The sequence below is a fragment of the Octadecabacter dasysiphoniae genome, from assembly GCF_021532615.1.
Lineage (GTDB): Bacteria > Pseudomonadota > Alphaproteobacteria > Rhodobacterales > Rhodobacteraceae > Octadecabacter > Octadecabacter dasysiphoniae.
This window is the reverse complement of the sequence record NZ_JAKGAQ010000005.1, coordinates 38,224-52,000: the sequence shown is the minus strand read 5'-3', so window position 1 is coordinate 52,000 and position 13,777 is coordinate 38,224. Positions and strand designations below refer to the sequence as shown.

At 53.8% G+C, this 13,777-nt stretch carries 14 protein-coding genes; 5 read left to right on the top strand and 9 right to left on the bottom strand.

Annotation, left to right across the window (positions count from 1 at the left end):
* Positions 1 to 29: 29 nt before the first annotated feature.
* The 9 genes from L0664_RS16530 to L0664_RS16495 all read right to left on the bottom strand — a co-directional run bounded on the left by L0664_RS16530 (position 30) and on the right by L0664_RS16495 (position 6,910).
* A complete protein-coding gene (locus L0664_RS16530) occupies positions 30 to 779 on the bottom strand; it encodes a hypothetical protein (RefSeq protein ID WP_235227009.1) in 750 nt (249 codons plus the stop codon).
* A gap of 4 nt (positions 780 to 783) precedes the next feature.
* Positions 784 to 1,497, bottom strand: coding sequence for a hypothetical protein (locus L0664_RS16525; protein ID WP_235227008.1), 714 nt, complete (start codon positions 1,495 to 1,497; stop codon positions 784 to 786).
* Positions 1,498 to 1,533: 36 nt separating this feature from the next.
* Positions 1,534 to 2,007, bottom strand: a complete 474-nt coding sequence (locus L0664_RS16520; protein WP_235227007.1) for a hypothetical protein — start codon at positions 2,005 to 2,007, stop codon at positions 1,534 to 1,536.
* Positions 2,008 to 2,457: 450 nt separating this feature from the next.
* On the bottom strand, positions 2,458 to 3,264 hold the full coding sequence (locus L0664_RS16515) for a DNA-packaging protein (protein ID WP_235227006.1): 807 nt from the start codon (positions 3,262 to 3,264) through the stop codon (positions 2,458 to 2,460).
* A 6-nt stretch (positions 3,265 to 3,270) separates the two neighbouring features.
* Positions 3,271 to 3,435 carry a hypothetical protein gene (locus L0664_RS16510; protein ID WP_235227005.1) on the bottom strand — a complete coding sequence of 55 codons (165 nt, stop codon included), beginning with the start codon at positions 3,433 to 3,435 and terminating at the stop codon, positions 3,271 to 3,273.
* Positions 3,436 to 3,679: 244 nt separating this feature from the next.
* On the bottom strand, positions 3,680 to 4,588 hold the full coding sequence (locus L0664_RS16505) for a hypothetical protein (protein WP_235227004.1): 909 nt from the start codon (positions 4,586 to 4,588) through the stop codon (positions 3,680 to 3,682).
* A gap of 201 nt (positions 4,589 to 4,789) precedes the next feature.
* Positions 4,790 to 4,999, bottom strand: a complete 210-nt coding sequence (locus L0664_RS18685) for a helix-turn-helix transcriptional regulator (protein ID WP_418888040.1) — start codon at positions 4,997 to 4,999, stop codon at positions 4,790 to 4,792.
* A gap of 46 nt (positions 5,000 to 5,045) precedes the next feature.
* The gene (locus tag L0664_RS16500) at positions 5,046 to 5,627 is read right to left on the bottom strand and encodes a hypothetical protein (protein WP_235227003.1); all 582 of its coding nucleotides are present in this window, start codon (positions 5,625 to 5,627) and stop codon (positions 5,046 to 5,048) included.
* Positions 5,627 to 6,910, bottom strand: coding sequence for a tyrosine-type recombinase/integrase (locus L0664_RS16495; RefSeq protein ID WP_235227002.1), 1,284 nt, complete (start codon positions 6,908 to 6,910; stop codon positions 5,627 to 5,629). Before L0664_RS16495 ends, L0664_RS16500 begins: the two co-directional genes overlap by 1 nt.
* Before the next feature lie 702 nt (positions 6,911 to 7,612).
* Between L0664_RS16495 and L0664_RS16490 the strand changes: the two genes are divergently transcribed.
* The 5 genes from L0664_RS16490 to L0664_RS16470 all read left to right on the top strand — a co-directional run bounded on the left by L0664_RS16490 (position 7,613) and on the right by L0664_RS16470 (position 13,774).
* Positions 7,613 to 8,197, top strand: coding sequence for an ANTAR domain-containing response regulator (locus L0664_RS16490; RefSeq protein ID WP_235227001.1), 585 nt, complete (start codon positions 7,613 to 7,615; stop codon positions 8,195 to 8,197).
* On the top strand, positions 8,194 to 9,339 hold the full coding sequence (locus tag L0664_RS16485) for a CmpA/NrtA family ABC transporter substrate-binding protein (RefSeq protein ID WP_235227000.1): 1,146 nt from the start codon (positions 8,194 to 8,196) through the stop codon (positions 9,337 to 9,339). The genes L0664_RS16490 and L0664_RS16485 overlap by 4 nt, the downstream gene beginning before the upstream one ends.
* Positions 9,340 to 9,586: 247 nt before the next feature.
* The gene (locus L0664_RS16480; RefSeq protein WP_235226999.1) at positions 9,587 to 10,957 is read left to right on the top strand and encodes a CmpA/NrtA family ABC transporter substrate-binding protein; all 1,371 of its coding nucleotides are present in this window, start codon (positions 9,587 to 9,589) and stop codon (positions 10,955 to 10,957) included.
* A gap of 79 nt (positions 10,958 to 11,036) precedes the next feature.
* Positions 11,037 to 12,110 (top strand): ABC transporter permease, encoded by a 1,074-nt coding sequence (locus tag L0664_RS16475; protein WP_235226998.1) that lies wholly within the window; start codon positions 11,037 to 11,039, stop codon positions 12,108 to 12,110.
* Between the two features lie 5 nt (positions 12,111 to 12,115).
* A complete protein-coding gene (locus tag L0664_RS16470) occupies positions 12,116 to 13,774 on the top strand; it encodes an ABC transporter ATP-binding protein (protein WP_235226997.1) in 1,659 nt (552 codons plus the stop codon).
* Positions 13,775 to 13,777 lie beyond the last annotated feature (3 nt).

Genomic DNA, 13,777 nt, shown 5'->3' with positions numbered 1-13,777 from the left:
CTCTTATTGACCTAGCGCGTTCGCCGGACTCACATCGCTAAAGAATTAGCCAAATGAGTCTCACCACCCGTCGTAATAAAGTACCGTTTAGAATCCGACTGGTGGGCCAAACGCTCTGAACATAACTGTTGGATTGCACGCGTCACAGCGGGGGCAAGTAATTTTGCAGAACGTCCTAACTCTAATCTGCTCATGCCCGAAGTCCCCGCATGGGCAAGAAGCAAGAGAAGCTCAGTTTTAGGATCGACAGCATGGCCGACAAAAGTTTCACCATCGATCGTCTCAATAAAAGGGATGGAGGTTCTCGTTAAGGCTGACATTGCCTGTGAAACAACCGTCTCATCAGCAGAGTGGTAAATCCTCAAGAGTTCAGCAAGCACCCAACTAGCCGCCGCGACACTCATGGCCACATCAATTTCCGAGGGATCAATTTCCTTAACATGAACAGCATTACGTTTACTTCGAATGTTATAGACCATGCCGTATAGCGCCCTCGGAATAAGCATGCGAGCCGACTCTGAGAGCGATGTTGCATTCTCCAAAGACTTGCTTGTCGTCGCGACCGACTTTATCTCAGTCGGCACTTTGCCAGTTCGAAGATATTCAAGTGACCTCAAGGTATGCTCAACAAATCGCCCAGCCTTGACGAGCGCCGTCTCGTAATCACCAGCTCGGTGCTTCGCAACGAGTTCTTGATAAGAAGTAAGCATATCATCAACGACGATCGCATCAATTCCGACCGACAAGTTGGCTCTCACGCTTTCTATTAATTTTGACATGGGTTCACTTCGAGTAGGTCCAGAGGAGCTTGCCATTTACGTCTCGCTTTTTACGTTCGAGCAGGCCATCGCGTACCACGCGAAGCAATAAGCCGGACAACGAAGACTGCTTCGCAATAATTGCTTTTTCATGAAATCTGCTCTCAACGTCACCAATTGTCTTTGCTTCGTCAAAGTATCCCTCTGCGATCCATTCTTCGAGCTTACCGCGAAGATCACCCACTGAACCTTTTACCTTTTTTGCAACTTGCTCCTTCGCATTGGGCTTAGAGGCGTCATTCTGAGCAACAGGCTTTTTCTTTGGTTGGGTCGACCCCTTTGAACGGTTTTTGGTGGCGACTTTACCGCCATTTACAACTTGGGCAACTGAGTCAAGATTTGCTGACTGCACTTGGTAATGCCCTTCGGGTGCCGAAACTAGATGCCCATCTTTGAGCTTTTTAAGTACCGGCCGTAAGGTGCCACCGTGAATTCCTAACTCTCGCTCTAGATCAGCGGGCTTTGTCGAGACTGCCTTCGGGTCGTCAATCACAAACTTCCAGCCAAGCAGAGCTACAAGATAGACAAGTATTTTTTGTTCATTTCCAAGCTCACCACCAAGAGGAGTAAACACTACGACCTGAGCGGTTGGGTCATACCTTACGAAGTCAGTTACAATCCCCTCAATGGCCTCTTCCGTTAGCTTGCTCGCATCTGCGACTAAATCTTTTAGTGACATAGTGTTACGTCCTCCAGTCCATTGCGGCTTCAATATCTATTTGCCGAACTTTTCATTCACTACCTTCGCGCCTGTACTTGTGACGTAGAAACTTCCTGATGAATCAATCTCCTCGATCCATCGGGCAGCGGCAGTCGTAGAGATATCTCGTGTTATATTTTTAGGTAGTGGCTCGTGGGCACTCCTGAATCCCGCGACCAAATCGTCTTTGGTGAACGCATCCACCCCTTTTTGGGTGCGAAGATAGTATCCAATCGAAACAATGCGCTCTTTGCTTGTGGAAGCATTTGCATCGTCAAGAAACTCTCCCATCGATTGACGGGACTCCAACCTAGTGACGTCCGCATTCGGCCCTCCAGCTGACTGGGTGGCGGGGGCCAACTGTGGAGCAGCCTCGCCCCAAACAATTGAAAGGATTGCCAACGCCGCCTTACGATCGACCTGCTTAACTAGGTCGATGCCATCCCCAGTTAGACTTAATGTAAAATCTTCATTCTCTTCGTTTTCCATGACGCTTCTCCGCTTTGCCGTGACTAGATATCAGCGCGGCGAATGATGTCAAGACCCATACACCAAAGATGCGTGCTATAGGTGCATAAAAAGTGAGTTTTTCTGATTTTTTGTGGTAATTACAGGTAACAAAGGGTAATAGGAATTCTGCGAAATAGTATGTGTACTGGATATGTAAAAACTCTTACTTCACGATCTTTTGTAAGTCATTGTTTTAATATATTATTTTTGCTTTACTTATCTCGATGTATATAATTATACGCCACCCATACTGTTTTGATAAAAATACCAACACCCTTGCTCCTCAAGGTTCAGGTTGTCGCTGCATCGCGTCCTTTGGGATGCCAACTCGAATTAGAATTTGTTCGGCGGTTAGAAGCGGCCCCTGCCCCTCTTTTTCCCACGGCGCGAAGAAGCGACCAGTTGGGATTGGAATGGGGGTGATATTCTTCATGTTGGCGCACTCCATTTGACACCTGCTTCAAGCTGCGACTGCGTGAACAGCGGGCCTTCCAAATGCAGGTCGTCGGGGTGATACAGAATAGCCTTCTCGCTGGCGCTGACAAAGCTGATTTGCACTTCGTCCACTGCAACGGAGGCCATCGTGGTATCGCCCACCTTCATCTTGTTCAGGTCGGCTATGACCAGCCCCGCATGGGCAAGCCCCGCCGCTGCATTGGTAAACTTCTGGTCCCAAATGATTTGGTCAACCAGTTCCATGACTGGCACCAAGTCGGGGCGATATTGATTGCTTTCTTTGTTGCCCCAATTGAGCCAAGCCGTTTTGCTCAGGTCGATAAAGGCGTAGAGCGCGGTCTTGGTGAACAGGCGAACGTGAGGCACGTCAGCAAGGTCGGCCTCGCCTTCGTATGCGTGATGCTTCGCTTCAATAAGTGGGTTTCCGGATGCCCATTCAAAATAGCGAACACACTTCATCCAGAGTTCTTCCGGCGTCTTGGCGAATAAACCGCCACCGTCGGGGCAACCAGAAACTCCGGGCCGATACTGACCAGTAAACGGACAGCGCTCGGGCTTAGGGAATTGCTTAGGTAGGTGCCACAACTGCACGCCCTCGCTTTGTGGGTCGGCTGCTAGGGCGTCTGCGGCTGCATCGCTAAGGGCTGCAACCAACCGATGCCCCGCTGCGTCGTCAATTTTCTGTTGATTGATGCTGGCCCTAATCCGAGCTTGCACGACGTCCCGCGTTACAGGGAGCGTCCATGCTGGTGGTTTCGGAGGCTCGGAAATAGGGTCCATGTTTCTTTAAACCGTACCGCTGAGCGGGACAGGATCGTTTGGTGCCTTGACCTTGGCAGCGGCGAAACTGGCAGCTTTCAGGCGGGCCATGATGCCCGTTTCGGTTTCATCGGTGGCCACCGTGTTGTCGATAATCTGGTTGAACCCGCGACCTTCCACGTTACCGCCCAACTTGGCAGGGTCGCTGTATGCGCAGGCGCTCCCGATCCTTGGATAGGGTGAAAATCGGCCGAAACAGGAATAATAGGGGGTTTGATGGGGGGCAAAATTTCAGAGGCGTCCGCTAGCACTCCAAATTGCACGTAAATGGCTGCAATATGTGCAGCCAACCCGCCAAAAATGAGCCCAGCAGAGCACTGAACACGTACGACACCTAACTGAGCAGGTTCAAATTCTATGGGATGTTTGTTGCTTGCTAGAATGGAGTTTCGAACTCATCGACTTCTTGATCTACCAACTTGACCATGTCCTGCAGCGTATCAGCCAAACTCTGCAAAAATGTTTGATCGATTTCATGCAACTCATGTGTCACTTTGTCTACGCCATTCCTATGCACACAATCGTGGCGCATCCTTATCGCCTTTTTGATCATTTCTAGCTCTTTGCCTTCTGGCAATATGTTGATCCCTAACCCAATGCTAAAAAGGCGGTTCACTTTCATTATGTCGTGAAAAGAAACAGCACGCAGGTACTCAAGGAGCTTAGTTTTTGCGAAGTCTTGAACACCAATAGCGTTGGATAGGATAAAGTTGTTCTTCCCAATCCCTAAGCTACCAGAACTCAGCAGCTTTTCTTGCGCCTTCGCGCTGTTAGTCACTGTGAGGATCAATGTATCAGCAAGAAAAACCTCAAGAGCGGTGATACTCTGAGACAGCAACATCCGCGCTAACATCTGAGACTGTGGACCTTTCAGCGCTTCAGAGGTGAGAGTTTTCACCTCACTGATGGTTTGGGCGAACGCAGCGTAAACAGGGCGCGAAGATTGTTCGAGTTGATCCAACCATTCGTAATATTCCTGATCATAATCATCATAGTCGTTAGAAAATCCACGCATTGGCGCCGCTTCGACTTTCAATTTTGGGTAATCGTCCAGCTGGATTTCACAACTATCCCAATCCGTAATGACCCAGCCATCAAAGCTATTATTGCAGCCAAAGCATCGAATAGTTATGGGAAGGTGTTCTTGGCCGCCGTCTTCAAAAACCACAGGTAGCTCAGTGTTTCCGTCAACGTCAGCGTTACATTCTGGGCAACAAAATGAGACATCGCTTTCTTCCCACAGAGCCTCCTCCATTTCTATCATTAGTTCGCTCGCTCGGCCCATCTAGCCTCCTTTGAATTTTTTGCCTCCGAGGAAGCCGATTGCAACATTGGAAACTGGGTAAGTTCAGTCTCACAGCATTCGTTAAACAATGTTAAGGTGTATGTGCGGTCGCAGGTACTGGAGCAACCCTGCAAGCGTGGCGGCGGGTAGTGCAACCCAACCGTCCAAACGGGCCAAAATACCGACCGTGGGGGCATCATGTTAAGCTGCGGCGGGTGGGTGTTGCGGCGGTGGCTGACACACGGGCGCTTTTGATGCCTCCCACGCTTGCACTGCGTCCAAGCTGAACCGAGCGCACCCTTCGCTAAACTTCACTGGCTTGGGGAAGTCCCCTTTGGTGTGCCAGCGCCAAAGGGTCGAAGGGTTGATGCCGAAGCGGTCTGACACTTGTTGCGGGGTTAGGTAGGTCATTCGTGGAGTCCTTTGCATATTGCCTAGGACCGTTCTGCCACATGACTCAGTCAGAACTTGTACCATTTGTTTTAGATAGTTTGCTGGTATCTATTTGATTTCTATCCGCAATAGCTTCGGTAACGACCCGCTCACCTGCGACGCCTTCAAATTTCAAACTTGCTATTATGCTGGCGGCGCACACCGGATCTTCGTCAGGCTTTGGCTTTTCGTAGTGCTTTCGGTCCCGCTCTAAACTCAAGTTCGGGTAGTTGCGAACAAGGGCTAATCCGATTGTCCTTAGTCGGGCATTGCGCAGTTTGGTTTCGCCGATCCGCGCCTTGGGTAGGCCATGCGCCAGCGCATCAAACAAATCTGCTTTCAATTCAGTGGTCATATCCTGTTCGGACTCTGACCACTTCTTTAAAGCGACGTAGATTTCACGGTTTGTCGGGGCCAGTTCAAGACCCAAGTTTATATCAACGACGTAGTCATCCCACATCTGCCTAGCAAATTCCTTGGGATCATCTGGGATAGAAGGTTCCGGTTTCGTTTTTTCCTGCTCCAAACGATTTAAATACTCGCGACGATGAACATCGACTTTAGGTGACACTTTTCTCGGGTCAAATGCGGGAAGAAAAACGACCATCAGCGTGACCTTGCAATCGCGACGAAGTTGTCAGCGGCAACGGTGGCCCCTGTGGGTCCAGTAAGGTGCTTCGCCCAATCCTCCATAAGATCGCGGCGGCGTTGCAACATGTCGGATCGTGCATAGGCTTGTTCCGTGGCACTGCCGACCTTGTGGGCTAATGCGACCTCGCTCAATTCGTTGGGGTATTCTGTGCGCTCAATGCTCCAATCCTTGAAGGTGGATCGCAATCCGTGCGGAACCGCAGGCGCTTTGGTCACACCGTCTCGGAATGGTTTATCGCCGCTGCTCATCCGCTTCATCGCCGCCGAAAGGGTCATATCTGACAAGGTGCCGCCACGGTCTGCAGGGAACACCAATTCGCTCTCATGCAATCGTGGCAGGTCTTGCAGTAACCGGATGGCCACCGTGGGGAGTGGAACGCGGTGGGGCCGCTTCATCTTCATTCGTTCCGCTGCGATGGACCAGATACCAGCTTCAAAGTCCACTTCGTCCCACCGCGCACCGCGAACCTCACCGCTGCGAACTGCGGTCAGCATAAGGAACTCCAACGCACGACTGCCCATGCCATCCATCTTGCGCAGCGTGGCGAAAAACCTTGGCGCGTCGTTGATCTGCACTGCTGCGTGACTGACAGCCTTGCGCCCTTCCGGTAGAAGGAACTCCAAGTTGTTGCTGAACCTCGCGGGGTTGTCGCCCTTGCGATGGCCTTCCACGGTTGCCCAACCCAATATCTTTTCTATGTGACCGCGTAGCTTTGTCGCCGTAACTGTCTTGTCTGCCCAAATGGGGATCAGACATTTGGCGACGTGCTTAGGTTCAATGCTCTGCAAGGTCATATCGCCAATTACCGGAATGACGTAAGTATCAATCGCGCTATGCCAGCGGGCCTTTCCCTTGTCGGTGGTGATCTTGCCAAGCCCGACCTTGGCGTATTTCTTGACCGCCTTGGCGAAGGTCATGCTGCTAGACTTGGCTGCGGCTTTCTTGGCTTTGCGTTCTTCAACAGGGTCAATGCCCTTGCGTGCTTTCTTTAGGTACTTTCGCGCCTTCTCCCGCACTTCTTCCAGACCGACTGTCGGATACGACCCAAGCCCGAACTCTCGTTGCCCCTGCCCTGTGATCGTAACACGCAAACTCCAATTCTTGGTATTCGATGCGGTGATAACGATACGGAGGCCAGCGACACCGCCAACCGCAACGATACGCGGCGCACCCTTGCCCGTGAGATGTTTAAGGCTCTTGATTTGTTTGTCGTTTAGGACTTCGGCGGTCTTAGGCATGTGATGGTCTCCTTTGACCAGCTATGCCGTCCAACCTGTTCGGAAGCAAGACCCAACCCCTAGATAACCCCCTAAAGAAAGTGCAATCTAGTGCAATCAGTTACAGCTTCCTGCAAGCCCTGGAGGCATTTCAGGTTAAAAAAATAAGGGGTAAATGCAATAAACTTCAATCTGGTGCAATACGTAGCAGGCCCCTACCGCCGGAGCCAAATTTCCCTCAAGACACTGATCTGTAATGGTTACCCAATTTGGGTTATATGTTTGTCAGGGTGACCACAATTACCCGACCGATCCTCATCCCACTAGGGGCGAAAGACAGATCAAAAGCGCATACCTGATCACGGATCTTAAAACTTGAACGCGAAATCGTGTTCGGGGTCTTTCGCATTTCTCGCCGGTCCACTTCCAGATGACCGGCCAGCGTTGCGATGCGTATTTTTGCGTTTGCAACAACAAGATCACATGATCCATTCCCCACCGGCAGCCTCGCCTATACTGCCCCCCTAACATGCCGATCCTGTGACGCATCTGTATTGACGCGCGCTGGGGCTTTGTGGTCGGCGCATGTATTCTTCTCGCAATATGTAGAAATAATGGGCAGCTGGGTGTCAGTTGCCCGATTTGGGTGCAGGTCCACGACGAAACTGAGCGTTTCGCGCCCGTTTGGTTGACGTTCCTAAAGCCTGCTCAAATGAGAGCCATATGAACCATGATTTGCGCATCCTTGTTGTCGAACCTGATCCTGATCGCGTCCTCGGCATCATCACCGCTTTGACGGATGCGGGGTGGTCGGATGTGAAGGCACTGGCGCAGATTTCTGCGCTGGACCGCACAGTACAGGAATTCAAGCCCGATATTGTGCTGATTGACCTTACGAATCCGGATCGCGACACGCTTGAACATATCTCTTTCGCGACGGAAACATCCAAACGTGCGGTGGCGTTGTTCGTTGATCAAACCGACGAGTCCTTAACACAGGCAGCGCTGAACGCGGGGGTCAGCGCGTATGTCGTTGATGGCCTCAAGATGGAAAGGATCAAATCCGTTCTGGAGACAGCGATCGCGCGCTTCAAAGTCATGCGTCAGATGCAATCGGAACTGGATGCCGCAAAACAGGCCCTGGAAGATCGCAAGACGATTGACCGCGCCAAGGGGATCCTTATGCGCCAGCGGAACATGTCCGAGGACGAAGCCTATACGCTGCTGCGCAAGACGGCGATGGGACAGAACCGAAAGGTGATCGACGTGGCACATGCATTGGTCACCGCGGCGGATTTGCTGTCATGAGTGATACCGTCCTGAATTGCGGATACGTTCCGTTGGTCGATTGCGCGCCCTTGGTCATTGCCAAAGAACTGGGTTTCGCCGCCGAAGAAGGCCTTGTCCTGAACCTCGTGCGGCAACCTTCCTGGTCAGCACTGCGCGATATGCTGGCCTTGGGTCATCTGGATATGGCACAAATGCTGTCGCCCATGCCGGTGGCCATGTCGATGGGTCTTGGTGGATTGCCAGCACAGATCGACACGCTGATGGTCTTATCCGTGAACGGCACGATCTTCGGGGTGTCCAACGACGTGGCCGCCAACCTACCCGATATCCCCTTTGGCGACCCTGCCGCACTGCTGCGCGCCCTGACGACGCGGGGCACGCAGCCATTGCGTATCGGCGTGCCCTTTCATCATTCCATGCACCGCCTACTGCTGTCCTATTGGACCTCGACTGTGCCTGGTCTAAAGGTCGAGGAAATTACGGTCCCGCCCCCGCGCATGGCCGATGCCGTGGCCGACGGGTTTGTCGATGCCTTCTGGGTGGGAGAGCCCTGGGGCAGCGTCGCGGTGCAGCAAAACGTGGGCCGGATTATGATGACCGGCGCGGACGTCTGGAATTTTGCGCCTGAAAAAGTTCTGGCGGCCCGCCATGATTGGGTTGAACACAACGAAGACGCGGCACGCAGGATGATGCGCGCGGTCTATCTTGCGGCGGCTTGGCTGGACGTGCCGAAAAACCGCACGCTGGCCGTGGAAATTCTGGCGCGCAGCGAACACCTCAGCATGTCGCCAGATCTGATTGACCCGGCCTTATCGGGCCAAATCGTGCCCCGACTGAACGATGCCCCCAAACCCATCGAACGCTTCGTACAGTTCCACAAATACGCGGCATCTTTTCCGTGGCGCAGCCAAGCGGCCTGGATCGCCCATCAGTTGGGCGCGGACGCTGCGGGCCTTGAAAACGCGAAAGCCTGTTTTCGCTCTGATCTGTATCGACAAAACTTGGGCGCCGTGGGGGCCGACATGCCCGGCGCGTCAGAAAAGGTCGAAGGCGCGCTGATGTATGAAACAGCCGTTGCTTCAACCCGAGGTCATATGATTCTTGCTCCGGATGCCTTCTTTGATGGCAGAACCTTCGATTTCCATCCGCAAAAACGATGAATTCTTAAGCACTTTCTGCATCGCGGCATTTTTTCATTCGCAGGTGCAGAAAACCGGTTGATGAATCCGGCGCTTGCGGGGCACCGTGTACTTAAGGGGCAACGAAGCCCGCCAAAAAACCTGACCGATGTCGGTCATGTATCACTCAAGAGCAAAGCCGCTCGTATGGATCACGGACCTCCTCCCCCGTGTCTCCCTACGTGCGGCTTTTTTTATTTGCCCAACAGGGCTCAGAAAGGAACTTAAGATGAAAAAGACACTTGCAGTGCTTTTGACAACCTCCAGCCTTTTGGCAACGACGGCGGTGGCACAGTCCTTGGATCTCGAAAAAGAGGACCTGACACTCGGCTTCATTAAGTTGACAGACATGGCACCGCTCGCCGTTGCATACGAGCTTGGTTATTTCGAAGACGAAGGCCTGTTCGTCACGCTTGAAGCACAGGCCAATTGGAAGGTGCTGCTGGACGGCGTCATCAGCGGCGAATTGGACGGCGCGCATATGCTTGCAGGTCAACCGCTGGCCGCCACAATCGGATACGGCACCGAGGCACACATTATCACGCCCTTTTCCATGGATCTGAACGGCAATGCCATAACCGTGTCCAACGAAATCTGGGAAGAAATGCGCCCCCATGTCCCGCTGATGGACGATGGTCGCCCCCAGCACCCGATCAGTGCCAGCTCTCTTGCACCCGTGGTTGAGGATTATCTGGACCGTGGTGAACCGTTCAACATGGGGATGGTCTTCCCTGTCTCTACTCACAACTACGAAATTCGGTATTGGCTGGCCGCAGGTGGCCTTGAGCCAGGATATTACAGCGAACAGGATATTTCCGGCCAGATCAGTGCGGATGTTTTGTTGTCCGTGACACCACCCCCGCAAATGCCTGCCACAATGGAGGCCGGTACGATCTTTGGCTACGCCGTGGGCGAACCTTGGAACCAGCAGGCCGTGTTCAAAAACATCGGCGTTCCAGTGATCACTGATTATGACATGTGGAACAACAACCCCGAAAAGGTGTTCGGCATCACGGCTGAATTCGCCGAAGAAAACCCCAACACCACAATCGCGCTGACAAAGGCACTGATCCGCGCCGCAATCTGGCTGGATGAAAACGACAACGCCAATCGCCCCGAAGCGGTCGAAATGCTGTCACGTCCTGAATACGTCGGTGCAGATTACGAAGTGATCGCCAATTCCATGACTGGCTTCTTTGAGTTCGAAAAGGGTGACGTGCGCCCTGCCCCCGACTTCAACGTCTTCTTTCGCTACAACGCGACCTACCCGTTCTATTCGGATGCCATCTGGTATCTGACGCAGATGCGCCGCTGGGGTCAGATCGGTGAAACCATGTCGGACGAGTGGTATTTTGAAACCGCCGCAGACGTCTACCGCCCAGACATCTACCTTGAAGCCGCACGCATGCTGGTCGACGAAGGCATGGCAGATGAGGCTGATTTCCCGTGGGACAGCGACGGGTTCAAATCCCCGACACCGGCGGAAGATATCATCGACGCCATCCCCTTTGATGGTCGCGCACCGAACGCTTACATCGACAGCCTGCCGATTGGTCTGAAATCCGGCCAAACCGTCATTGACGGCGAAGTCCAAGGCTAACCCGGATCACCCACCCTGCAGTGATGCAGGGTGGGACCCTCTTCCTCTTCTTCTCAAAAGCAACAGTTGGATACCCGATATGACCGCGATTGATCCCACCACATTGGACACCGAAGCCCGCCGCCAACGGCGGTTCGCCCGTATCAACAAGGCCGACGCTTGGTTCCGCGTATTGGGCCTGTCTTGGGTGACACCCATCCTAAAGGCCGCCGCAGGGGACAACCCACGCGCGCAGGCTGGTGAAATCTGGCGTTTGTTGGGGGTTCCCGTCCTCGCCATTGGGCTGTTCATCGGGCTGTGGGCCACACTCGCCCCACAAGTTCAGACATCCCTCGGTGCCGTTCCGGGTCCGGCACAGGTCTGGGAACAGGTCGGTGAATTGCGCGCTGATGCAGTGCGCGAAGGCGAACGCGAAGCGGCATTTTATGTGCGCCAAGACGAACGCAACGCAGAACACATCGCCAATGGGGACACCGACAAAGTCCGTGACCGCGTTTATACAGGTAAACCGACATATTACGACCAAATCTGGACCTCGATCAAAACGGTTTTCTTTGGATTTCTGATCGCGTCCATCGTGGCCATTCCGCTGGGCATTGCCGCGGGGCTGTCCGCCACCGCAAATGCGGCCCTGAACCCGCTGATTCAGATTTTCAAACCCGTCTCTCCACTGGCATGGCTGCCGATTGTCACGATGATCGTGTCTGCCGCCTACACCAGCAATGACGGGATGTTCTCCAAATCCTTCCTGATCTCGGCCATCACGGTCACGCTCTGTTCGCTCTGGCCGACGCTGATCAACACCGCCCTCGGCGTCAGCAGCATCGACAAAGACCTCGTGTCGGTGTCCCGCGTGCTGAAAATGAACACCTACACCAAGATCACCAAACTGGTGCTCCCCTCGGCGCTGCCGCTGATCTTCACAGGTCTACGCCTGAGCCTCGGTGTGGGTTGGATGGTACTGATCGCGGCAGAAATGCTCGCTCAGAACCCCGGTCTTGGCAAATTCGTCTGGGATGAATTCCAGAATGGCAGTTCGCAGTCGCTGGCGCGCATCATGGTGGCAGTTTTCACCATCGGCATCATCGGCTTCCTCCTCGACCGTGTGATGTATGCGCTCCAGTCCCTGTTCACATTTTCGAACAATCGGTGATCAACATGAGCATCCTTTCCTTCAAAGACGTCTGCAAGAACTACGGTGACACGCCGGTTTTGAAAGACATCAATCTAGACGTAGCGGTTGGTGAATTCGTCGTCCTCCTCGGCTTTTCGGGCACTGGTAAAACCACGCTGATCAATTTGATGGCGGGTCTCGAACAGCCCAGCAGTGGCTCAGTCACCTTCAAAGGCGCGCCCATCACCGAACCGGGGCGCGAACGCGGCGTAATCTTTCAAAGCTATTCGTTGATGCCGTGGTTGACGGTGCAAGGCAACGTGGCGCTGGCCGTGGACACGATGTTCCCCGACATGTCCAAGGCCAATCGCGCCGCCAAAGTCGATCACTACGTCGCTATGGTGGGCCTGTCCCATGCTGCCACCCGCCGTCCGGCGGAACTGTCCGGTGGCATGCGCCAACGGGTCAACGTGGCCCGCGCGCTGGCGATGGACCCTGAAATGTTGTTGCTGGATGAACCGCTATCCGCGCTAGACGCGCTGACCCGCGCCAATCTGGCCGATGAAATCGAAGCCATCTGGGACGCCAACAAAAAGACCTGCGTTCTCATCACCAATGACGTGGATGAAGCGATCATTCTGGCGGACCGCATCATTGCTCTGAACCCGGATGGAACGCTGGGTGATGAATTCACCGTCGACATCCCCCGCCCACGGGATCGGGTGGCCATGAACAACGACGCCACCTTCAAAGCCCTGCGCGCAGAGGTCACCAACTACCTGATGGACGTGGGCGTCGCCGCCAAGGTCGAAGAGACCCGCCTGTTGCCCAATGTCACGCCGATCCATGGGGTGCCCGCCGCCGTTGCCAAGGCACAAGAAAGCGGTATCGAGGAAAAATTCCTGAACTTCTCGCAGCTCGACAAGGTCTATCCCACGCCCAAAGGTCCGCTGACGGTGGTTGAGAACTTCGATCTTAAAATCAACAAAGGCGAATTCATCTCGTTGATCGGTCATTCTGGCTGCGGCAAATCCACCGTACTGACCATGGCCGCTGGTCTCAACCCGATCTCCAAGGGCGCGATCCGGTTGGATGGCTGGAACGTCGAAGGCGCGGACCCAGAACGGGCCGTGGTGTTCCAATCACCCAACTTGTTCCCATGGCTGACCGCCAAAGAAAACGTGTCCATCGGCGTGGACAAAGTCTATCCTCGCGCGTCGCGGGCGGAACGTCAGGATGTGGTGGAATACTACCTCGAACGGGTGGGCCTTGCTGACAGCATGAACAAAGGTGCGGCGGATCTCTCCAACGGCATGAAACAACGCGTCGGCATCGCGCGCGCCTTTGCGTTGTCCCCCAAATTGTTGCTTCTGGATGAACCCTTCGGGATGCTCGACAGCCTCACACGGTGGGAGCTGCAAGAGGTGCTGATGGAAGTCTGGTCGCGCACCAAAGTCACTGCCATCTGCGTCACCCATGATGTGGACGAAGCCATCCTTCTGGCCGACCGCGTCGTCATGATGACCAACGGACCACAGGCCACAATCGGAAAGATCACAAACGTCGATCTTCCAAGGCCACGCACCCGCAAGGCGCTGCTGGAACATCCCGACTACTACGCCTACCGCCAAGAAGTCCTCGATTTTCTTGAGGAATACGAACACGGCGCAACACCCAAACCCAAAGCCATCGCAGCGGAGTGAAAG

Bases quoted from the DNA above. Each gene is read 5' to 3' on its own strand.
- L0664_RS16500 (WP_235227003.1), bottom strand. From the start codon at position 5,627: ATGGTCGTTTTTCTTCCCGCATTTGACCCGAGAAAAGTGTCACCTAAA.
- L0664_RS16525 (WP_235227008.1), bottom strand. From the start codon at position 1,497: ATGTCACTAAAAGATTTAGTCGCAGATGCGAGCAAGCTAACGGAAGAG.
- L0664_RS16470 (WP_235226997.1), top strand. From the start codon at position 12,116: ATGAGCATCCTTTCCTTCAAAGACGTCTGCAAGAACTACGGTGACACG.
- L0664_RS16505 (WP_235227004.1), bottom strand. From the start codon at position 4,588: ATGGGCCGAGCGAGCGAACTAATGATAGAAATGGAGGAGGCTCTGTGG.
- L0664_RS16475 (WP_235226998.1), top strand. From the start codon at position 11,037: ATGACCGCGATTGATCCCACCACATTGGACACCGAAGCCCGCCGCCAA.
- L0664_RS16480 (WP_235226999.1), top strand. From the start codon at position 9,587: ATGAAAAAGACACTTGCAGTGCTTTTGACAACCTCCAGCCTTTTGGCA.
- L0664_RS16485 (WP_235227000.1), top strand. From the start codon at position 8,194: ATGAGTGATACCGTCCTGAATTGCGGATACGTTCCGTTGGTCGATTGC.
- L0664_RS16495 (WP_235227002.1), bottom strand. From the start codon at position 6,910: ATGCCTAAGACCGCCGAAGTCCTAAACGACAAACAAATCAAGAGCCTT.
- L0664_RS16490 (WP_235227001.1), top strand. From the start codon at position 7,613: ATGAACCATGATTTGCGCATCCTTGTTGTCGAACCTGATCCTGATCGC.
- L0664_RS16530 (WP_235227009.1), bottom strand. From the start codon at position 779: ATGTCAAAATTAATAGAAAGCGTGAGAGCCAACTTGTCGGTCGGAATT.
- L0664_RS16515 (WP_235227006.1), bottom strand. From the start codon at position 3,264: ATGGACCCTATTTCCGAGCCTCCGAAACCACCAGCATGGACGCTCCCT.
- L0664_RS16520 (WP_235227007.1), bottom strand. From the start codon at position 2,007: ATGGAAAACGAAGAGAATGAAGATTTTACATTAAGTCTAACTGGGGAT.
- L0664_RS18685 (WP_418888040.1), bottom strand. From the start codon at position 4,999: ATGACCTACCTAACCCCGCAACAAGTGTCAGACCGCTTCGGCATCAAC.